Origin of the sequence: Clostridium moutaii (assembly GCF_041205085.1) — a bacterium.
In the GTDB taxonomy this organism is placed as follows: domain Bacteria; phylum Bacillota; class Clostridia; order Clostridiales; family Clostridiaceae; genus Clostridium_B; species Clostridium_B moutaii.
Map to the genome: position 1 here is coordinate 135,344 of NZ_JBGEWD010000007.1, position 23,004 is coordinate 158,347.

Genomic DNA, 23,004 nt, shown 5'->3' on the forward strand with positions numbered 1-23,004 from the left:
AAATATACCCCCTTGGTTGTTTTAAAACTTAATCTTCTTAAATTTTTTTGTTACAGTAAATATCATTATAGCAATAATTTTATATTATGACAACAATACTCTACAAAATGACTATTTTCCAGAACAATGATCCTTTTTCACAACTTTAATTTCTTCTTCTGTCAGCTCAAAAAATCTATACAAATACTTTTCCACATCATCTTCACCAGAAAAATCGATATAAGAAATCTTCAATTTCATTAAATTATTAGGATAGTACTCATACAAATTTTCACCCAATTTTTTGCCAAAGGTTTTAAAGTAAAATTCGTATAAGGAGCTATTTAAAATTTTAACTAAATCATCATATGTAAAACCGACATTTTTCTTTAATACCAAGGAATATACATCTGCACTAAAATAACTTCCCTCATCTATGGCGAACCTATTGTCTTTAGATTTATAGGGAAATACAATTTTTTTACCTTCAAATATTTGCGGCCTTCTTCCCCACTGAAGTTCATACCATTTTCTAATTCCTTTCCTGCACTCCCTCCTATTTAAAAGCTTTTTTCTGTATGTTTTTATATAATTTATGGAGTTGGGGCAGTCCTCTTCATTTTCTATAAAATTAGAATATATAATAAATTTTTCCCTATTTATTATCTTATCTCTATGTATATAACTGCTTTTTATCCATGGCCTGATTAACTCGGGTTCAATATTCTTTTCTTTTAGAATATGCTTATCTATTATAAAGGCCCTATCGCAGCCTGTTATTATTCCCTGATGACTTTCACATATATCCTTTAAAGTACATTTACTTTTTCCTTCTATTTTATCAATTATCCCCCTTTCCAATTTGTCGATAAATACCCACCCACCATTGTCAATAAAACTCTGATGTATAAAAAAGCTTTTATGCTCCTTATTTTTCTTCAAAAATAAGGAATTGTAAAATCTACTTTTCTCTAGTCTACTGCTTTTTTCAGGTTTTATAATCTCTATACTATTATCTAAAATATTTTCCTTTGATAAAAATATTATAATCGGATCAATCCCAACATTCTTAAAAGGCCTTATACCATAAAAATCTACGATTTTATATATAGAAGTATTTTGAATTAAAAATTTTCTAAGTTCTTCACCACTACAGGCTTCACAAAAATATCTAGATGTAATAAACCCAAGCTTTCCGCCTTTTCTCAAACATTCTAATGATTTTTTAAAAAAGCAATAGGAGATATCTCCTTTATCTCTGTATATGCTGCCATACATTTTTTTTAAAATTTTACAATAATCCCTATCAACATTTTTATGACCTATATAAGGAGGATTTCCTATAAATATATCAAATCTTTCATCTATATTTTCCATTAAAAAATCTTTTATTATAAAGTTATTTGAGCTAAGTTGTCCACTAATAACAAATAAATCTATTCGTAAAACTTTTGTCGCCATTTCATCTATATCAAAACCAAATAAGTTGTTGCACATTATATGTGCATTTATATCCCTGATTTCTAAATTAATATTATTGTGTTTATTTATAGATTCTATATTATTTATGAATATATTTCTCAAGTAGGAAAAACATGCACATATCAAATTTCCACATCCACAGGATGGATCTACAATCTTAATAAATGGATTTTTAATTACATCCAAAGGGCTAATTAAATTTTCAATCATATATACTGCTATTTCATAAGGTGTGTATACTATCCCTTTTCTTTTATTTGTATCTCTCAGTTCATAATAATTTTGTGAGAAACAACTTTTTTCTGACATATTAAATTTCTTTTTATAGCTTTCTATAAATTTGAATTTAAGTTCATTATCTATATCTTTATTGATATATTCATAAATTTTTTCAATGCCTTCAATAAAATTATCCACATCACTATCTCCAATTTTTATTATACCTAATATTAAAGAAACATTGATACACCAATGTTTCTTTAGTATTATTTACTACTAATTCCTATAAAACTTAAGTATAAATTATTAAATTAAGTATATCATAAATTATATCTTACAAGGTAGGTGATAATATAGCTATGATTAAAAAACTTATATCAATTTTCTTAATGTGCATAATCTCCTTGTGTTCTTATAATGCAGGAGTCTGTTATAAACAAGAAAAACTTTTAATATACAATAAGCCTTTAGCTGCACATATAGAACCAAATTCTAAAGAGGATAATGCCACTAAAAAAACTGGAAAATTGCAGGATTTAGATATCTCTAAATTAGATAGTAGTGAAAAAAATTGGTTTTTTAAACCCAATAATAAAGGTACTCCTTCAGAAGAACCTGAAGATGTCCTTAAACTTATAAATAAATACTCTGCATATTATCTGGGAGACACTTCTAAAAAAGTACTCTATTTGACCTTTGATGAGGGATATGAAAATGGATATACATCTAAAATATTGGACATATTGAAATCAAATAATGTAAAGGCTGCTTTTTTCGTCACAACTCCCTATATAAAGGGTAATCCGGATTTAATAAATAGAATGGTAAATGAAGGCCATCTAGTATGCAACCATTCAACCAAACACCCTTCAATGGCGGATACTGCAAAAGATCCTATAAAATTTGAGAAAGAATTTTCAATAACTGAGGAAGCTTATAAAGAAGTTACCGGCAAAGAAATGCCCCACTTTTTCAGACCACCTATGGGAAAATACAGTGAGTTATCTTTATTTTATACTAATAAATTAGGATATAAAACCATATTTTGGAGCTTCGCCTACAATGACTGGAATATCAAAAAACAGCCTTCTCCTGCAGAATCTCAGAAAATGATAAGCCGCAGAGCCCACAATGGGGCAATTGTATTACTTCATGCAGTTTCCAAAACAAATTCTGAAATATTAGATTCTGTAATAAAAGATTGGAAAAATCAAGGTTATACCCTGGAAAGTCTAGATAAATTGCCATAAATGTATATGTCTTTCTAATATAATTTTTCTTTATATTGGATCATAAATTAGGTATAATTGATTTATACATTATATTTTTAGTTATACCTAATTTATTAAATTATATAAAATAAATATTTTTGGGGAGATATTATATATGAGAATTACACAAGAATCAGATTATGGTCTTAGAGTTATACTTTATTTGTCAAAATTAGGCTATGGCAAAAAAATTGAAGCTAAATCCATAGCTAAAGATGAAAAGATACCGCTTAGATTTCTTCTTAAACTTTTAGGGAAGTTGACCCAATCAGGTATAATTAAATCCTATAGGGGGGTTAATGGTGGCTATGCATTAAATCATATGCCTGAAGAAATAAATTTAAGAAGTATAATTGAAGCTATAGATGGTCCCATTTATTTAAACAGATGCCTGTACGACCCCGGGCATTGTACTGCAAATAGAAATGGTCACTGTGATATACATAACTCGCTTTTAAAAGTACAAAACAGACTAATTAAAGAGCTGGAAGACATTAACTTCAGAGATATATTGGAAAATAAGATTTAGTAACTTACATGATTTAAAGCTGATTAAAATTTTAATCAGCTTTAAATCATGTTTTAATAAAAGTCATGACTTTTAATAAAACATGATTTAAAGCTGATTAAAATTTTAATCAGCTTTAAATCATGTTTTATTAAAAGTCATGACTTTTAATAAGAATTTAGGTATGGACACCAGCCTTTTTATCCTGGAAGGTTCTGCAATAACCCTATAAAGCCATTCAAGCCCCAGACCTATCATCCACTTTGGTGCCCTTCTTACCTTGCCTGCAAATACATCAAAGCTTCCTCCTACGCCCATGAATATACTGCAGGGCAGCTTATTCATATTCTGTGATATAAAAATATCCTGCTTTGGAGCCCCCATAGCTACAAATATTGCATAGGGATTGCTGAACTTTATGTCAGAAATTATACTGTCACAATTATTTAAATCAAAGTAACCATTGTGACTTCCGGATATTTTTAAAAGAGGATATCTTTTTTTTAAATTTCCTTTACACATATCCAAAACATCCTGTTTAGCTCCAAGTAAATATATTGACTTGCCTTCTTCTGTACATTTTTTTATTATCTCTTCCATAACCTCAATGCCGGCTATTTTTTCTTTTACAGGCATACCTACAATTTTAGAAGCTAAAAGAGTTCCTACTCCATCTGGAATTATTACAGTATTGCTGTCTGTAAAACTTTTTAACAACAAATCACTGTCAAGCCCGTTGTACAATACTTCAGGATTACCTGATACTATATTTATCTTTGAAAATTTATCTATATATTTCATGAATTCTATTTTACTTCCATTAAATATATTGTACTCCAACAACTTAGTAAACATTTAAAATGCACCTTCACTTTTAAACACAGAAAAAATTGTTTTAAATAAAATTTTGATATCCATAAAAAGAGAAAATTGTTTTATATAAGTTAAATCATAGTGAATAGTTTTACCAAGCTCTATTTCTCCTCTTCCACTTACCTGGGCAAGACCTGTTATACCTGGAGTAACCAGCAGTCTCTGGCTATACGCTTTAGGGTATAATTTAACCACTTCCGGTATTTCCGGTCTCGGTCCCACTAAACTCATGTTTCCTATCAATACATTAAAAAGCTGGGGTATTTCATCCAAACTTGTTTTTCTCAAAAAAGCTCCCGACTTGGTAACCCTGTTATCACTTCTACTTTGAAATACAAAATTTTCTAAATTATGGGGATCAATGTCCAGTGTATGCTTTTTTTCTGCATTCACCACCATTGTTCTAAATTTATATATTGTAAAGTTTTTTCCATCCTTGCCTACCCTGACTTGCTTAAAAATAGCAGGACCCTCGGAGTCTAATTTAATCCATATAGCAAGTATAATAAATACAACACTCAATAATATTATCCCTAGTGCAGAAAGTATAAAATCAAAAACTCTTTTGAAAAAAAATTGCACTGCCTTATTTCTTATATCTTCTCCAACATCTATTTCTATTTCATCTGCTTGCATGATTTCGCAAGTTCACCTACTCTCTTATATTTTTAATTATTATATCATATATGTTTTTTACTATAAAACCTTTTTTACTTTAGTTAAAACAATAGAACTAAAAACAGTGATTAAAAAGGCACTCATTTCAAAACTCAAATTATCTGCATGAATGTATTTATTCAGGTAGTACTGGGTATAAAGATATAATATTCCTGCTTGAACCAAGTATATATCATAAGATATATCCGATATATATCTTATGATCTTCATAATAAATCCACCTTTAAACTTAAAACTAAATACAAAAAGTATAAATGCTGTAGAATAGAAAAGTATAACAGGCCTCTGAAAAGTAGTCACATAGTCTACATTTCCTCTAAATTGATTGCCCGATATGAAACCGTATATAGCCATAAAAACTGTGATCAAAAAAAATACAGATACCAGAACCCTGTGATTATTTAATCTCTCAGAAATATTATCAATATTTTTACCTATATAACCTCCAAGCGAAAAATAAAAAAGCCAGTACAACAGGTTTTTTTTATCCCAAAACCATTCCTCTGGAGAAACAATTTTAAAATAATATGTATACATCAGGAAAAAAATTGTAACTGTAAAACTAAGCAAAACCCACCATCTTTTATTCATGAATTTATATACAAATGGAAATATGATATAAAATTCAATTATCAATGGTACATAATAAAAATGATAAAATATATTTCCATAAATTATGTTATTGATATCCTCATGTATATTAAAATCTTTGGTTATTATCAATATGTAAAGTGCACACCAAAGTATGTACTGAGGCACTACCCTTAAAAATCTTTTCACTATGTATTCCGAATAACTTCCACCTTTTTTATAATTTACGGTAAGTCCCATTCCTGAAATAACTATAAAAGCTGGAACACAAAACCTGGAAAGCTGATTTAGTATAAATGATGCATTATAAGTGGCAGAATAAGGCGTGCATCTGTAAAGTACAGTTGCCGAAACATGCAATGCTATAACTGCAAGTATTGAAAAGGCCCTTATTACATCCATACCCAAAATACGTTTTTTAATAATATCTGCCACCTTCTTTACTCAAAATAAATACTATACTGCAATTTTATTTTTAACTATTCTTATTAGATATTCATACTCTTCAATCTTTGCAAAATACAGGCATATGAGATAAACTGTACCTCCCAGTATAAATGAAACTAGAATAGAAATCATACTGCCTTTCATAAAAGAAGCAGTGTTACTCATGCAGATATAGTTTACAGCATATATACATACTCCCATAGCTGCTGAAGAAAGAGCAATTTTTAAGAAACTGAAAAAAAGCTTTCCTATGTTCATTCCATTCAATTTTTTATTCAAACCTATCATCATAAGTATTGTAGTTATAATTGCAGAAATTGTAGTAGCTAACGCCAGCCCTGAAACTTTCATGTACTTTATCAAGACAAAATTTATAATTATGTTTATAATTATTCCCACAAAACTATTCACCATAGGTGTCTTTGCATCTTTAATGGAATAAAAAGCTTTATTCAATATATCCCTTATTCCATAGGCAATCATTGCAGGACAGTAAAATAAAAGTGCACTGGAGGTCAAATTTGAAGCTTCCAGACTAAAAGCCCCACGCCTAAAAATTACATTTATAAGCGGATGTCTTAAAACTCCTATGGCAACTGCTGCAGGTATCATAATTATCATTATTATGTTTATAGAATTTACAAGAGCTTTCTTGTACTTTAAAATATCCTTTTTAACTGCCAGCTCTGAAAGGGTTGGATATACAATCATGGCAATGCCTATGGCAAATACTTCATAGGCCAGGGTATTTACCTTATTTGAATAATCCAGAACTGTAACTGCACCAAAGTATATATTGTTTGCAAAAGACCTATTTATAAATAAATTCAACTGAACTACTGAAGTACTTATGACTATAGGTATCATTAATTTAAACATGGAAAGTGCATCACTATCTTTTAAATTCATTACAAATTTATACCTGTATCCAAGTTTCCTGTATCTTGGGAGGTTTATGGCAAACTGAACAAAAAAACCTATTACAGTAGCTACTGCAAATCCCTTTATTCCATATTTGGCAGTCAAAAATACCAAATAAATTATATAAACCAGATTGGATACCAATGCCATGGCGGCAGGTTCATAAAACTTTTTATGAGATTGCAGCACTCCTGTAACTACGCTTTGCAATGTGACAAATACAAGTGATAACAACATTATTCTAATTATTTCAACCGATTGATTAAATATGTATATATTGGATGTAAATCCATGTCCAAATAAATATATTATCTGTTTTGAAAATATAATAAGTACAACTGTAATTATTATTGTAAAAAAGGTAGACACGGTTATTATGTTATTTACAAATTTATTTCTTTTTTCACTGCTGCTCTTTTCAATATGTTCTGAATTAAGCGGTATAAAAGTTGTAGTCAATCCATAACTTATAGTAGTTAAAAGATATACAAGCCCTAGTGAAAAATTATATATATCAGTTATATAAGTTGCTCCAAATTTTTCCGCTATAAGAGCATCCCTTACAAGTGCTAGAACTTTACCTCCTACTATGAGAAGCATTACTATAATGGAACTCTTTATTACTCTTTTTCCCGCCATTTTCTTCACTCCAACTATTTTTGGGAGAGTATTTTAGTATATATCTCATTGTACTGCCTGCAAAAATTATCTATTGAAAACTTTTCCATACAAACATGATATAATTTTTCTCCCATTTTTGATATGTACTCTCTTTTATCATAAGCCAACTTCATTTTATCCTCTATATCCTCTATAGAATTTGGATTCACTAAAAATATAGAATCCTTATCCATAATTTCCCTTATATCACCTGTATCTGGAGCTATAAAAGGTTTCTTTACTGATGCACTTTCAAGTAGGGTTATAGGAGGTGCTCCCCCTTCACTAAAAGATGTCAATATTCCCACATCTCCTGCATTTATAAAATCCACAGCATTCTTTTTATATCCGGCAAGTATTACATGATCCTGTAATTTTAAATCTATTATGATATTTCTCAATTTAAGCTCCTCTGACCCGTCTCCAACTATAAGTAGCTTTACATTTTTAACCTTATCCTTAATAATACCAAAGGCTTCTACAAGTGACATCTGATTTTTTATGGGATGCATCCTTGCCACATTTACATATAGAAAATCATCTTGGGAAATGCCATATTTTTCTCTTATACACTCCCTGTTTTCTCTTACGTTAATTCCATTAAAATCAATTCCATTGTTCACTCTAAATTTTTTCCCTGTAAAATTTTCATGACTTAATATATTTTCTATATAACTGGACACACATATATATTTGTTAAAACTCCTCAATCCCCTTTGGCTTAGAGGTGTAAAAAGCAGATATTTAATTTTATTATTTAAGAAATCCTTTCTAAAATCACTGTGTACTGTAGCTATTGTAGGAATTTCTATTTTATTTTTTATAAAATAATGCATAAAAAAAGCTTTGGGTCCGTGAAAATTCACAATATCAATCTGATTTTTCTTTATATACTCCAATATATGTCTGTCGTAAGTTGCACTTCTCTTGAATTTTACTGTATCTATCTTCAGCTCCCTACTCTTATCATAGAGGCCGCCTCCACCTATAGTACCTATAATACAGTCAAACATGTGTTTTGAATAAAGACTTAGATTTAACACATGGTTTCCGCCGCCTCCTGTATCATTTCCCGATATAATCTGCAATACTTTAATACCTGTCACCTCCTACTTTTAAAAAATATTCAAAAATATACTTTCATGCTTTTCTCTATACATCATGCCCTGGGATACAGCCAGAATAAGCCAGAAATATGTAGTGGTCTTAGGTACAAAAAATAAATTGTCAAATAAGTTCATCACATAGAAAGCTATCATGGAAGCAAAAAAACCTGTGTAAAAATATTTATAAAATTTATTTTTTGTATTATCAATAAAAGATTTAACCTTTACCAGAGAAGATATAATAATACCAGCAAAAGATATTCCTCCTATAATTCCAAGTTCACTCTCTACCTTCAAATAGGAATTATGACTGGGCCATCTACTGTATCCATAAAATTTATATTGGGGATATATCTGAACATATCTGTCATAAAGGCTCACATAATTTCCATTTCCCACACCAAATACAGGATGATCCTTTATCATTTTCTGTGCAATTCTCCATAAATATATTCTGGACTGATTTTGGACAGGATCATCTATAGCCATAATCCTCTCTCTCAATTCTGGCACCAACATGGATATGGCTCCTGCAGCCAAAAGGGGTATGATAAATTTGGCACTGTACAAAATCACAAGGACAATGAGTCCAACTGCAGCTCCAATAATGGCATTTCTGGAACCTGTAAAAGCCAAATCCAAAAACATAACACATGTCAAAAGTAAATAGAAACATTTTTTTATCTTTTTACTTTCGTATATGATCAGCATAATCATTGGAAAAATAGCGATTATCAAAAAAGCCGCCAGATTATTTGGATTATCCATATTAGCTGCTATTTTAAATTTTGCATATCCATAATTTTTAAATTCATTACTTAGCCCAAAACCTGTAAAGTGCTGATATAATCCATAGATACCTACTATAAAAGCAGAACATATATAGGAATATAATATTCCATTTAAAAGTTCCTTTTTATTCCATTCATATTTTACCATAAAAAACAATATGATATATGATATGAACCTTAGACTCTCACTGATTGCAAGTGTTTTTTCTGAAGCGTAACTCACTGAAACAAGCATCATAATGGCAAATATACTCATAAATACAGTTAAATAATTTTTAAAAAAATCTTTTATTCCCTCTATAAATCTACAACGTGTTTTTTCTGAAATAATAATTTTCAACATATAAACCAGCATGATAAATGCCAGTATACAATCTGTAAATCCAATGCTTCCTATTTTAACTGTATCAGATAAACTGGGAAGCCCTATTATATAAACACATAGAAACAAATATAAAATTCTATCTAAAAACAAATTCTCACCTCCACGCTAATTATAGGGTGCTACATATCAAGTACTTTCAATATTTTGCCTGAGGCATTTCCATCTCCAAATATATTTTTCTGTTTACTTAAAGGTGTAAAATTCAATATGCCATCCAGTATTTTTTCTGTGTCAGTTCCCACTATCTTGTTCCAGCCATTTTCTACAGTTTCAACCCACTCTGTTTCCTCTCTCATGGTTATACAAGGTTTTTTCATAAAGAAAGCTTCTTTTTGAACTCCACCACTGTCCGTAACTATTTTCTGGGAATTCATTTCAAGATTTATCATTTCCAGATATCCCACAGGCTCTATAACTTTTATATTTTCATTAAACTCCAGTCCATAGTCCATCATATACTTTTTAGTTCTGGGATGAAGTGGAAGTACAATGGTTTTACCACATTTATTCAGTGCATTTACTATATTCTTTAATCTGTCTATATGATTTGTATTTTCAGCCCTGTGTATAGTAGTGAGTATATATTCTTTACCTTTAATACTAAGCTTTTCCATGATTTCATTTTTACTTTCTGCCAATTTTTTAAAATTTAAAATGGCATCAAACATAACATCTCCCACATTATAAACGCCTTTTTTTATTCCTTCTTCTTTTAAATTTTTTTCTGCTGATTCTGTGGGTACAAATAAAAGGTTTGAAATATGATCTGTAAGAACTCTATTTTGTTCCTCAGGCATTTCCATGTTGAAACTTCTAAGTCCTGCTTCTACGTGTGCAACTGGGATTAAGAGTTTACTGGCACACAGAGCTCCTGCCAAAGTTGAATTGGTATCACCATATACAAGTACAAAATCAGGTTTTTCCACCTCATATATCTCCTCAAGCTTTATAAGCATAGTTCCCGTCTGCCTTCCGTGTCTGCCGGAACCCACCCCTAAATTATAATCTGGTTTAGGTATATTCAATTCTTCAAAAAATATTTTAGACATATTTTCATCATAATGCTGTCCTGTATGCACCAATATTTCCTTATGATGTTTTCTTATTACATTTGAAACGGCAGCAGCTTTAATAAATTGGGGCCTTGCCCCAACAACTGTTAATATCTTCATGGATATCCTCCTATAAAATTTACTATTGATTCTTAAGAAGCTGATCTTCTGGGACTTTTCTAAATTTTTTAGCTGGATTTCCTGCAACTATGGTCTCTTTTTCCACATCTTTTGTAACTACACTTCCTGCTGCTGCAAAACCATCTTCATTTATAATCTTTCCCGGTAGAATAGTTGCCTGGGCACCTATCCTGCCGCCTTTTTTAACAGTAACACCTTTAAAATGATTATATCTTTCTTTAGATCTAGCTGCAAAATTATCATTTGAAGTTACAACTCCAGGTGCAATAAATACATTGTCCTCGATTTCTGAGTAAGCTGTAATATATACATTTGTTTCAATTTTGCAATTTGAACCAACCTTGGAGAAGTTTTCTATTGCAGCTCCCCTCCCTATTATGGTTTTACTTCCTATAGCCACATTTTCCCTCACCGTTGCCAAATCAGCAACAAGTACATTTTCTCCTACAGTGCACCCACAATAAATTATAACTCCTGCACCTATCAAGCATCCATTTTTTATTAAAGTAGGTTCAAACTTTTTATCATCTTTAAATATACTGTTTACTGATCTCATAGGCTCTTTGCCTATTACGGTATTGTCATCTATTCTAACATTATCCTCTATTTTACAACCACTATGGATGACTACATTATGGCCTATCATACAATTGTCACCTAATACAACATCATCTTCTATAACTACAAATTTTCCAATAGCTACGTTATTGCCAACCTTTGCAGTATCAGATATATACTTGTTACACATATCAACTCTCCTCGTCTACTCACACATATTTAAGAATTGAGAATGAAACTTTTCCATTCTCAATTCGTACTGCTAATTATTTATTTTCTTGATCCCAGTCATATCCATGGTGGAAAAATCCCCCATAGGAAATTTAACAGGCATGCCTGTAAGTCTTGATTTATATGCCGCCAATATTATAGACATTCCTTTTTTACCTTCTCTTCCATCTATGAGAGGTTTTGTATTGCTATTTACGGCATCTATCATATTCTTAAAAAGAGGTATATGTCCAAAACCATATACAGTGTCAGGATCACCTTCCTGGGATTTTAATATTTCATCATCTATATCTCTGTGATCCTCGAACTTCCAGGTTTCTATTTTATTTACCGCAAGTCCTCCTATGCAGACAGTACCCTTCTCTCCAAATATATTTAAAGTTTCTTCTAGATTTTTAGGATAAACACAGGCACTTCCCTCAACTATACCTATGGAACCATTTTTGAACCTTATTATAACTGCTCCAAAATCCTCAGCCTCTATATCTCTTATAAAAGTATCGCACTGTGCATAAACACTGTCAATTTCTCCACCCATCATCCACTGAAGCAAATCTATATCATGTATACATTGATTCATCAGGGTACCACCATCAAGCTTCCAGGTTCCACGCCAAGGAGCCTGCTCATAGTATCCCATATTTCTGCTCCATAGAATTCTGGCTGTACCATTTATCAGTTTTCCAAACCTGTTTTCTTCAATGGCAGATCTAAGCTGTCTCACTGGTTTGTTAAATCTATTTTGATGACATATGCATAATTTTACGTTGTTTTTTTCGGAAGACTCTATCATGGCATCAGCATCTTTTATTGAAAGTGCCATAGGTTTTTCGCATACGACATGCTTTTTATTATTCATGCAGTAAATGGCTATTTCAGGATGATATCCACTTTCAGTAGCTATAGTGACTATATCTATATCCTGTTCCTTGAGCATTTTTTTATAATCAGTGTAAACTGCTATCTCACCAGTTTTCCCTGCTTTATCTATATACTCGCTTTTTCTTTTTTCGGCTTTCTCACTAATCACATCACATACTGCTGTTAAAATTGCTTCCTCTTTATTGGCTGCCAGAGCTTCAATATGCTTATAGGAAATTCTGCCGCATCCTATAATGGCAAACTTTAATTTTTTCATAAAAACACCTCTTATAAATAATTAATCTGAATTACAATTTATGAATTTTATCTCTATTGTTTTTTACTCCTTTAGTGGCATTTCTTGTATCATAAACTATCTTAGCTCTGTCAACTATGGTTTCATAATCATAACAGCTATGATCCGTAGTTATAATTACTATATCAGAATCATCAATTTCATTTTTCCAATTCACCGTATGGTACACTTTTCCACCATGCTTAAATTCAGGAATAAAAGGATCATCCACAACCACTTTTGCTCCATTTTTCTCCAGATGTTCTATAACCTTGAGAGCTGGTGACTCCCTTAAATCATCTATATCCTTCTTATAAGCTACTCCAAGAAGAAGTACCTTTGCTCCGTTCATTGCCTTCTTATGCCCATTTAAAAGCTTCATGGCATTATCAACTACAAATTCAGGCATGAAATCATTTATTTCTCCAGAGGTCTCTATTAATTTTGTATGATAATCATATTCTTTTGCCTTCCATGAAAGATAAAATGGATCAAGGGGTATACAATGCCCTCCCAGTCCTGGTCCAGGATAAAATGCCATAAAACCATAAGGCTTGGTTTTTGCCGCGTCTATTACTTCCCATATATCTATGCCCATCCTTTTGCAAAGTACGGCCATTTCATTGGCAAGACCTATATTTATGTTTCTAAATGTATTTTCAAGTATCTTCTCCATTTCTGCCGCTGCAGGACAAGATACCGTGTATATTTCGCTTTCAAGTATATTTCTGTAAAGAGTCGCTGCAACATCCGTACATTCAGGAGTGCACCCTCCTACTACCTTTGGAGTATTTTTTGTCTTATAATACTTATTGCCGGGATCTACTCTTTCCGGTGAAAATGCAAGAAAAAAATCCTCCCCGCATTTCAATCCGCTTTTTTCAAGTATTGGCTTTAGCACTTCCTCCGTAGTACCCGGGTAAGTTGTACTTTCAAGCACTACAAGCATTCCCCTATGAAGATATTTTGCAACACTTTTAGTGGAATCCACCACATAGGATATATCAGGTTGCTTATATAAATCCAGAGGAGTTGGAACGCATATGGAAACAGCATCTACATCTTTAACAAAGCTAAAGTCCATAGTAGCTTTCAGTTTGCCTTCTTTTACCAACTTTTCTAAATCTGAATCCACTATATCTCCTATATAATTGATTCCTTTATTTACTGATTCAACTTTTTTATCTTGAACATCAAATCCTATAACCTTATATCCTGCTTTAGCCTTTTCTACAGCAAGCGGAAGTCCCACATAACCTAATCCTACTACTCCCAGCCTAGCTTTTCTATTTTCAAGTTTTTCTATTAATTCGTCTTTCAACTGCGACATATTTTTACCTCCTAGATTAACTTACTCAACGTTTTTCATTATAATACATCATTTTTCCTTTGTCACCCCGATGTTTTTTACTGTTTTTCTTTTGCAATAAAATCCAGTATATCCTTTTCTATTTTTTGTCCGCATTCCTTTGGAGTTATTTTACCTGAAGTTAAATCCATCATTATTTTGTTTGTATTTTGGAGAGCCTGTATTTCAGTCACATTAGGCAATATCTCTCCATACTCCGATTGCCTGACGAAAGTTTTTGCTTTTTCATCATTTTTAACTTCTTTTATATTATAATCCACCTTAAAAGGAGGAATTCTTCCTGTTATCTTAAAAAGAGGCTCACTGGAATTATCTGTAAGATATTTTATCAAACTCCAATCTTCACTTTGATACTCGGATTTAGGACTTACATAAGCTACCTGAGCTGTTACAAAAGACATCATCTGCTTTCCATTATATTTTGGAAAAGGGACTACGGAATAATTAAGCCCTGATTCATCAAGTTCCTGTAAATCCCAGGAACCACTTATATAAAAACTTGTCTTTCCATTTTTAAAATTATTTCTTGCCGTTATGCTGTCTATGTTTTCCGGCATCAACTTATATTTCTGAACCATATCTTGAATCATGGAATATCCTTTAATTGCAGATTCATTATTAAGCCCTATGTCCTTTACATTGTATTTACCATCTTCCTTTTTGAAAATATAGGCTCCATTGGCATCTAATATGGGAAAACTCAAATAAAAATTGTTTATATCATATTGAAATCCCTGTTTTTGTCCCATAGAAATCAATTCCTGCCAGGTTTTAGGCAAATTTTTCACTTTATTTTTATTATAATACAATCCATAGGTTTCTATAGATAATGGTATGCCGTACATTTTATTTCCAAAAGAAACAGTTTCCAGAGCTGAAGGTATATATTTATTTTTATCTATTAAATTATCCGGCACTTTAGCCAAAAGATTTTCACTATGTAGTTTTTCCATTCTATCATGGGATACTCCAAATTCTATATCCGGTTCCATGTTTCTATAAGATGCCTCGATGTATGCCCTATTGTCGCCTTTATCTGAATGAATTATCACCTTATACCCTGAAGTTTTTGACCACTTATCTGCAAGAACTCTCAGTTGAGTTATTTCAGGATCTGTAAAATGGGACCAGATTATTATTTCCTTATTGTGTCTTCCTGCAATATCTGTACATCCTGTTGAAAAAATCATAAATACTAAAAGTGCAGTTATGAGTTTACAAAATTTCTTCATTAGAACTTTATTCTCCTTTTCACCACATTAATCTATAAAACCATCTATCTCTTAAATTTGCTTTTAATTAAGTTTATTATATTTGTAATTTCACTTACTTTTAACAATAACAGCATTACAATATAAACTCCTATACCGACAATTATGGAAATCAATATTATTATTAACTGTCCTTTAAATCCTATGAGAAACCTACCCAGATAGCTATTTATTAAAAATATAAAAAATCCCATAGTTGACGCCGCAGCCATTATTTTGCTTCCTACCACGAACATATTAAATCCATTTACACTGCCCACCTTTTTTCTAAGGTCTTTGACCAAAAGAACACAGCTTACAAAAGCAGAAATGGTAGTTGCAAGTGTCAAACCGCCTATACCCATTTTTTTTACAAGTACAATGCTCATTACTATATTTACTCCTACACCTATAGCTCCATTTATCATAGGTGTGGTTGTATCCTGCAGCGCATAAAAGGATCTGTTAAATACATCTCTTATACCCCAAAACACCAATCCAGACACTAGGAAAAAAAGAGCTTCTGCTGTCATATCAACTGCTGACTTATTAAATGCGCCATGCATAAAAAGTGCGCTTATTATAGGAACCCTAAGTACCAAAAGGCCTACAACAGCTGGAATCACTATAATATTTATATTGTTTACAGCTGAGCTTATATGAGCTTTAAAATTATCAAAATTTTTGACGCTTCCATCCCTGGATAGTGACGGAAAAATAACTGTCACTATGGCAGAGGCAAAGGTAAAATACACAAGCATATTCAACTTATTTGCATAATCAAGTGCCACTATGCTTCCAATTGCAAGACTTCCCGCCATTCTTTTTTGAACAACCTCATTAACTTGGTTCACACCTGTTCCAATGATAACCGGCGCAATTAAAGACAACATCTTTTTTATTTTAGGGTCTCTGAAGTCTATTTTAAAGCTGTATTTATATTTGTTTTTTATAAGCCAAGGAATTTGTATTATTATCTGCAGTCCGTTTCCAATCATAGTAGCTGCTGCAAGCCCTATTATCCCATAATGTGTTCCTGTCAATATGTACAATATTATAGGTACATTCATTATTATTCCAACTAGTGCTGGCGCTGTAAAATCATCCAAAGTTTGAAGAATTGCTGTATATCCGCTATTTAAGCTCAAAAAAAGTATATTTATCATGCTTATTTTTGTCAAAAATACAGTTAAATTATATCGTTCTCCTGTAAAATTCGCAATAACATTTACTATATCTTTAGTAAATATCCATCCCAGTACACATAAAAATAAGGATATGATCATTAAAATATTCATTATATAGTTGGCAAATTTAAACATTTCTTCTTTTCCATTTTTACTATAGCACTCACTGAGTATTGGAATAAAAGTCGTAGTAATGGCAAGACCAAACAAATTAAACATCAAATTAGGTATTGTAAGGGACATGGTATATGAATCCGAACTTACAGACGCCCCAAATACGCTGACAATAAGAGCATCTCTTACGAAGCCCATAACCCTACTTATCATTGAAATAGCCATCACTACACCAGCAGCTTTTACAAGTTTATTGCTTTTCATGTTTTCCTCCAAAATAATTAACTGCGCTTACTTTAAGTATTTTATCACTAATTAATTTTATATACAATGAAATAAAATCGATGAACTTTTACTTGAAAATAGCAATTCATTTATGTCCTAAAAATATTTTTCCAAGCATGGGCCTTTTATTAAATATCCATTTGGACATGAATATTGGCATAAACCCTATAAAAAGCATTATTACAATTACCATATTGTAGTTCAGTTTAAAAATCTGATAGAATACAACTCTGGCTCCTGTTTGAAAAAACCAGGACAATAAATATATATCATAGCTGTATTTTCCTATTTTTCTAAATAACTCCCCAGTTGAAGAATTGACTATGAGCTGTGATACGAGTAAAAATATGCTACTGCCTACAAGAGCTGTAAGCAAATTATAATAAGGATATACCTCTCTTTTTACAACAAATATATTGATAACTACAAGAAATACCGAAAACAATAAAACTATAACATATTTACCCTTAATATTTTTCCACCTGTCATATGTAATTTTTAAATAAATTCCAACGAAAAAATAAAATAGATAATGTATTATCCCATATACATAAAATAATCCTATTTGTTTTGTAAATAGTAAGTTTAAAACCAAGGCTATTGCCAATGTAAAAGTTACCGGCAGTTTATTAAAAACAGGAGCCACTGCAAATATAAAAAACAGTGTATAGATAAACCAAAAATACTGTATTGGAATATCAAGCGGGTACAATAATATATTTGTTATGAGACCATTTAATTTCACAGGTCTTGCAGCAAAATTGTTCATATACAATTTTATGGGAACTGCTACCAATGATACTGTCAAATACGGAACCATCAGTCTCTTCAATTTTTTATATATATAATACCTATAATTTTTTAAGCTTTTTATTTCATATATTTTGTAGGCAAAGAAACCCGATATAATGAAAAAAAACGGCATGTGAAATGAATATATAAGTTTATATATGTATGCATAAAAAGCACTGTTATTAAACTGTGAATCAGGAAAAGAGTGTCCAAGAACTACTAAAAATATACCTATTCCCCTGGCTATATCCATATCCTTATAATATTTTTTTATCATCTTATACCTCCGCAAATAAAAAATGTTATAATTTTTTAGGCATCAAGTAGGCTAAAACAAGTCCGATTCCAAGCCCATTTGTAAGCAGTGTAGTGAGTATAGGTCCATTAAACAATGACATTATTCCTCCAAATAGAATTGTACCCACTAAAAATATATTTTTATTTTCTACAGATTTAATAACTATCATTATAAAATAGAGCAATATGGAAAATAAAATTACCCCGGCAATACCAAAGTTCATATAGGCATCCCCATACCAGGTTACATTTAGTCTCATGTCAGGTCTTCCATAATACACCGTTGCCATATAGAAATTCGGATCCATGTTGTATATATTTTTGAAAAAATGACCCAGTACACTTTGCGATAAAAGCATTTTAGGATACATCCAAAAGAAGTCATAGTATTCCAGTGCTATAAGTGAAGGCCATAAGAATATCCTTATTATTACAAGAAGATATATGGACAATTTTTTTAAGTAAAGAGCAACAAGTCCAAGTACTACGGCAAGTGCCATTATTTTTTCTACAAAACTTCTCTTTATACCATATTTCAATATCATTCCAAAAAACGGTGCCAAAATCAATACTGCAAATTGACTTTTATACGCAGCATAACCATATAAAATAATCTGTAATATAAATGGTATAAATACAAGTTTATATTTTTTCTTATATATTAAAAATGCAAGTATAAAAGGATTTATTATATTTCCAAGCCATTGAACAAAATAATCTACAAATCTCCCAGCTTCATTTCTGTAATTAAGTCTTACTGCATATACATCTTTAAAAGATTCAAATATATTAGTGGGAAATCCCAATTTATATATTAAATAAGAATAACCAATTACCATAAATGCTATTACAAATATCCAGAAAGTCTTAGGGCTAATTGTAATTTGTGGTATTTTAAAATCCATTTTATTTACTATTATAACTCCAATTATAGCAATTGCAGTTATGGTATATATAAGTATTTCAGAATTCTTGCTTTCTCCAAGACCACTCATTGTATAAACCACTAAAAGTGGAGTAATGCTTAAGACTAAAAATAAAAGCCAATATAAACTGGTAAGTCCCTTAATTCTATTGGGAAGTAAAAATATAATTGTATAAGCCACAGCTACAGCTAGTGGAAGCATAATAAGTCCTCTTTTTAAAATTCCCGAATTTATTATAAAATTAAAGGATTTATAATACTTAATGGAGCATATGTAGCCTATGGTCAACCCTGCTATTATAAATAAGTACAGTGCAACAGACAACATCTTTCCGCCTTTACTTTGCCTGTCGTAAATTTCATCTATCATCCAGAGACCTCCTATTCATTGTTTATTTATATTTCTATTTCAAATTTCTGTTAAAAAGCAATTCAAAAAATCCACATATAGTTCCTATTCCATAAACTATATGGAGCAAAAAGAAAAGTATAAACATGCATGGCATATATTTTATCCCATTTTTTATTCCTATCTTCATACATTCTGCTATATCCACTGCAAAATAACTTCCCAATGCTAAAATTTCTATAATTTTACTCACAAAAAACAATCTATAAGTTATTCCAAATACAACTATAGTGAGAAAAAATATGAGAGGAACAAGGTGCCTGATTCTAACTATTTCCCTGTTGTTAACAAGTGATCCCCCTATTGCCTTACCATTTTCAAAATTTTGAGAAATTACTTTCTTTATACTGCTCCTGGGTTTATAATAGGATATTATATTTTTGCTTTGGTATATCTTATAACCCGCTTTTAATATTCTACTATTTAAATCATTATCTTCACTTCTATATAAACTTTCATTGTATGAACCAATTTTATCAAATATCCATCTCCAAAATGCTCCGTTCCATACAGTGTCCACAAATCCTTCATAATCTTTTTGTCTGAACTTGGCAACACCTATGCCAAATTTGCTTTCATGCAAAAACACTATGCAATTTTCTATATAGGACTCTGAAGTCAATAGATATGTAGGTCCCCCCACATTTACAACTTTTTGTGGCTTGAGTTTGTTTAAGGTACTTACACACTGGCTTACATAATTTCTGTCATAAAGTGCATGGGCATCTACTCTTACAACTATATCACCCTTTGCCATTTTTATCCCCTTATTGAGTGCTGCAGATTGAATTCTTTTTTCATTATCCAAAATTCTTATTTTCTTATTCTTAAATTTTTTTATTATACTTCTAGTAGAATCCGTAGACATACCATCAAGTATCAATATTTCAATAATATTTTCATAAGTTTGAGACATTATAGACTCAACACATTTCTCAATATGTTTTTCTTCATTGTATACAGGGATTATTATTGAAACAGAATTCTTATTACACATACAAATCTCCTTTTAGACATATATAATTAACTTGAATATATTTTACTTAATTTAGGCTCATTGGTCTCCCAAAAATAATTGCTTTTTAATTTTGTCATATTGCCAATTATTCTTTTCTTTTCCTCCGGATTGTTTACAAGTTTTCCTATAATATCCTCCAATTGTTTTTCTAAATTATACCCATCTATTCCATATCCAAAATCATTTTTATTCACTTCAAAACCAAATTCAGTTGCCACATTTGCAATAATTGGAGTTTCAGTTATTATGCTTTCAAAAAACTTATTGGGCATGGATATAGCTGCCGTACTTCCAGGATAAAAAGCATAGGTTATATCAATATTCCTGTATAGTTTTTCAAGTTCATTTATATGGTATACCCCTTGTATATGTACATTTGAAAACTTTTTTGAATATTCAGCAAGTTCTTCAGAGCATATTCCTCTACCACAGATTATAATTTGCACTGATTTGCTATATTTTTGTGAAGCATCTATAAGTGCCTTCATTTCCTCATAATATCTTACTGATCCTATAAAGCCAATTCTAAGTTTATCACTGGGTGTTTTTTCTATGCTGCCAAATAAATTTTTATATGGTGCATTGTTCACTATATAGATACTCTTACTTATTTTACTGTAAACTTGCTTCATCTTGGGAGTAACAACTATATGAACATCTACTCTTTTTAACATGTGCTTTTCCATTAAAATAATTGCATTGTAAATAAATCTATTTACAAAACCTGTTCTATTATAAAAATACATATAAAAAAGATCATGCTCATCATATACGAGTTTTAATTTAAGCTTTTTATTTATACCTGTTCCTATAAAAAGTCCGTCAAAATCATGACAGTGAAGTGCCTGAAAATCCTTATTCTTTAAATAATCATAAACTTCCCTTTTAAATTTTAAAAATTTAAAAACCTGTTTATAGCCAGAACCATACTGTGCTTCTCCAAAAAATCTTACTATTTTTATGCCATCTAAATTTTCTTCAGGCTTATCTATATATGTTCCATCTCTATCCCAACATAAAATAGTAATTTTATGTCCAATTTTTGTAAGGGACTTCGCCTCTTTATAAACCCTGGGATCAGGATCAAATCCATTTGTAAGCAACATAGCAATGTTCAAAATTTCTCACCTCATAATTTCATCATATATATCAATAGTTTTCTGTGCATTTCTAAGCCATGTAAATTCACTGAGTACAGTGTTCTCCCCATTCAATCCGACTTTTCTTGCCTCACTTTTATGACTTAATATATAATCAATAATATTTGCCAAATCATCTACATCATGTGGCTTAGCCAAAAAACCATTTTTTCTGTCCTTTATGACATCTTCTATACCCTGTCCTTTAATTCCAATAACAGGTATGCCACTGTTCATTGCTTCTATATATACTATGCCAAATCCCTCCTGCCAGCTTGGGAGTGAAAAAACATCACATTTTGAAGACATGTATTTTATTACTTCAGAATGTGGCAATTTTCCTAAAAAAATTACGTTTTTATTTAAATTCAATGTTTCTACTAATTTTTTTAAATTTTTGCTTTCCTCTCCATCACCAATTATGTAATATTTAATAGTAGGATATTTTTTTACAAGTTTGGATAGGGCTTTTATGTTGAGATCTATACCTTTTGTCTTAATTAAAGCCGAAACACTGATCATTACATATTCTCCCTGAAGTTCAATCTGCTCATCTATTATATATTCCTCTGGATTAATTCCATTATTTATAACTACGGTCTTATCTAAAAGATATCCTTGCGTTATTACATTTCTCAATTTATTGCTGACAGTTATTATTTTATTCGCACCTTTTAAAACCTTAAACACATTTTTTCTGCACCTGTTGTTCTTTTTTATAGTGTACTGAAAATCCTGACCATGAATGGTTACCACAAAAGGCACCTTATATTTTTTGTCAAGAAGCATACTTGAAAACCCAACAGGTATTGCCGTATGCGCATGTATGACATTAAATTTAAAATTTTTATACAGTTTACTTACGGTTTTTTTTATACCAAGATACATAAAAAATCCTGAATACTGCAAAAAAATTCCCCTGGGAAATTCAATATACCTGGGATAAAAAACTTCTACACCATCAAGCACCGTTGTGGATGGAATATCAATATACGATTTATATTTTTTTATTATACCTAAAAAAGCTGGGACATAAGGCACTGGGCATACTACCTTTACCTTACATCCTTCACTTATAAGCTTCTGCACCTGTTTATGAACGAAAATACCTAAAACACTGTTAAAAGGTGAAGGATACATATGGGAAATAACTAGCACATTCTTCATGGT

General features: G+C 31.0%; 20 protein-coding genes. 2 read left to right on the plus strand and 18 right to left on the minus strand.

The window, feature by feature from the left end:
- Positions 1 to 111: 111 nt before the first annotated feature.
- Complete coding sequence (locus AB8U03_RS09170; protein WP_369704246.1) at positions 112 to 1,878, minus strand: Eco57I restriction-modification methylase domain-containing protein; 1,767 nt, start codon at positions 1,876 to 1,878, stop codon at positions 112 to 114.
- A gap of 161 nt (positions 1,879 to 2,039) precedes the next feature.
- Between AB8U03_RS09170 and pdaA the strand changes: the two genes are divergently transcribed.
- Both pdaA and AB8U03_RS09180 read left to right on the plus strand, forming a co-directional pair.
- Positions 2,040 to 2,930, plus strand: a complete 891-nt coding sequence (pdaA, locus tag AB8U03_RS09175) for a delta-lactam-biosynthetic de-N-acetylase (RefSeq protein WP_369704247.1) — start codon at positions 2,040 to 2,042, stop codon at positions 2,928 to 2,930.
- 136 nt (positions 2,931 to 3,066) lie between these two features.
- Entirely contained in the window at positions 3,067 to 3,480 is a 414-nt protein-coding gene (locus AB8U03_RS09180; RefSeq protein WP_369704248.1) for an RrF2 family transcriptional regulator, read from the plus strand.
- Positions 3,481 to 3,600: 120 nt separating this feature from the next.
- Here AB8U03_RS09180 and AB8U03_RS09185 read toward each other — a convergent pair whose 3' ends face one another.
- The 17 genes from AB8U03_RS09185 to AB8U03_RS09265 all read right to left on the minus strand — a co-directional run bounded on the left by AB8U03_RS09185 (position 3,601) and on the right by AB8U03_RS09265 (position 23,001).
- Positions 3,601 to 4,314 (minus strand): WecB/TagA/CpsF family glycosyltransferase, encoded by a 714-nt coding sequence (locus AB8U03_RS09185; RefSeq protein WP_369704249.1) that lies wholly within the window; start codon positions 4,312 to 4,314, stop codon positions 3,601 to 3,603.
- Positions 4,315 to 4,968, minus strand: a complete 654-nt coding sequence (locus AB8U03_RS09190) for a sugar transferase (RefSeq protein WP_369704250.1) — start codon at positions 4,966 to 4,968, stop codon at positions 4,315 to 4,317.
- A 60-nt stretch (positions 4,969 to 5,028) separates the two neighbouring features.
- Positions 5,029 to 6,003, minus strand: a complete 975-nt coding sequence (locus AB8U03_RS09195; protein ID WP_369704251.1) for an acyltransferase — start codon at positions 6,001 to 6,003, stop codon at positions 5,029 to 5,031.
- A 54-nt stretch (positions 6,004 to 6,057) separates the two neighbouring features.
- Positions 6,058 to 7,608 carry a murein biosynthesis integral membrane protein MurJ gene (murJ, locus tag AB8U03_RS09200; protein ID WP_369704252.1) on the minus strand — a complete coding sequence of 517 codons (1,551 nt, stop codon included), beginning with the start codon at positions 7,606 to 7,608 and terminating at the stop codon, positions 6,058 to 6,060.
- Positions 7,609 to 7,622: 14 nt separating this feature from the next.
- Positions 7,623 to 8,735 carry a glycosyltransferase family 4 protein gene (locus AB8U03_RS09205; RefSeq protein ID WP_369704253.1) on the minus strand — a complete coding sequence of 371 codons (1,113 nt, stop codon included), beginning with the start codon at positions 8,733 to 8,735 and terminating at the stop codon, positions 7,623 to 7,625.
- Between the two features lie 9 nt (positions 8,736 to 8,744).
- Positions 8,745 to 10,001 carry an O-antigen ligase family protein gene (locus tag AB8U03_RS09210; RefSeq protein WP_369704254.1) on the minus strand — a complete coding sequence of 419 codons (1,257 nt, stop codon included), beginning with the start codon at positions 9,999 to 10,001 and terminating at the stop codon, positions 8,745 to 8,747.
- Positions 10,002 to 10,030: 29 nt separating this feature from the next.
- Positions 10,031 to 11,083, minus strand: coding sequence for a non-hydrolyzing UDP-N-acetylglucosamine 2-epimerase (gene wecB, locus AB8U03_RS09215; protein ID WP_369704255.1), 1,053 nt, complete (start codon positions 11,081 to 11,083; stop codon positions 10,031 to 10,033).
- A 22-nt stretch (positions 11,084 to 11,105) separates the two neighbouring features.
- On the minus strand, positions 11,106 to 11,852 hold the full coding sequence (locus tag AB8U03_RS09220) for an N-acetyltransferase (protein WP_369704256.1): 747 nt from the start codon (positions 11,850 to 11,852) through the stop codon (positions 11,106 to 11,108).
- A 72-nt stretch (positions 11,853 to 11,924) separates the two neighbouring features.
- Positions 11,925 to 13,031, minus strand: coding sequence for a Gfo/Idh/MocA family protein (locus tag AB8U03_RS09225; RefSeq protein ID WP_369704257.1), 1,107 nt, complete (start codon positions 13,029 to 13,031; stop codon positions 11,925 to 11,927).
- A 31-nt stretch (positions 13,032 to 13,062) separates the two neighbouring features.
- Positions 13,063 to 14,379: a nucleotide sugar dehydrogenase gene (locus AB8U03_RS09230; protein ID WP_369704258.1), complete on the minus strand. Its 1,317-nt coding sequence runs from the start codon at positions 14,377 to 14,379 to the stop codon at positions 13,063 to 13,065.
- Positions 14,380 to 14,456: 77 nt separating this feature from the next.
- Positions 14,457 to 15,650, minus strand: coding sequence for a sugar ABC transporter substrate-binding protein (locus AB8U03_RS09235; protein WP_369704259.1), 1,194 nt, complete (start codon positions 15,648 to 15,650; stop codon positions 14,457 to 14,459).
- A gap of 44 nt (positions 15,651 to 15,694) precedes the next feature.
- A complete protein-coding gene (murJ, locus tag AB8U03_RS09240) occupies positions 15,695 to 17,233 on the minus strand; it encodes a murein biosynthesis integral membrane protein MurJ (protein WP_369704260.1) in 1,539 nt (512 codons plus the stop codon).
- A gap of 106 nt (positions 17,234 to 17,339) precedes the next feature.
- Complete coding sequence (locus tag AB8U03_RS09245) at positions 17,340 to 18,323, minus strand: acyltransferase family protein (RefSeq protein WP_369704261.1); 984 nt, start codon at positions 18,321 to 18,323, stop codon at positions 17,340 to 17,342.
- A 25-nt stretch (positions 18,324 to 18,348) separates the two neighbouring features.
- A complete protein-coding gene (locus tag AB8U03_RS09250) occupies positions 18,349 to 19,638 on the minus strand; it encodes an O-antigen polymerase (RefSeq protein WP_369704262.1) in 1,290 nt (429 codons plus the stop codon).
- 34 nt (positions 19,639 to 19,672) lie between these two features.
- Positions 19,673 to 20,674 carry a glycosyltransferase family 2 protein gene (locus tag AB8U03_RS09255; protein ID WP_369704263.1) on the minus strand — a complete coding sequence of 334 codons (1,002 nt, stop codon included), beginning with the start codon at positions 20,672 to 20,674 and terminating at the stop codon, positions 19,673 to 19,675.
- A gap of 26 nt (positions 20,675 to 20,700) precedes the next feature.
- Positions 20,701 to 21,813 (minus strand): glycosyltransferase, encoded by a 1,113-nt coding sequence (locus AB8U03_RS09260; RefSeq protein WP_369704264.1) that lies wholly within the window; start codon positions 21,811 to 21,813, stop codon positions 20,701 to 20,703.
- Positions 21,814 to 21,819: 6 nt separating this feature from the next.
- Positions 21,820 to 23,001, minus strand: a complete 1,182-nt coding sequence (locus AB8U03_RS09265; RefSeq protein ID WP_369704265.1) for a glycosyltransferase — start codon at positions 22,999 to 23,001, stop codon at positions 21,820 to 21,822.
- Between the last annotated feature and the right edge of the window lie 3 nt (positions 23,002 to 23,004).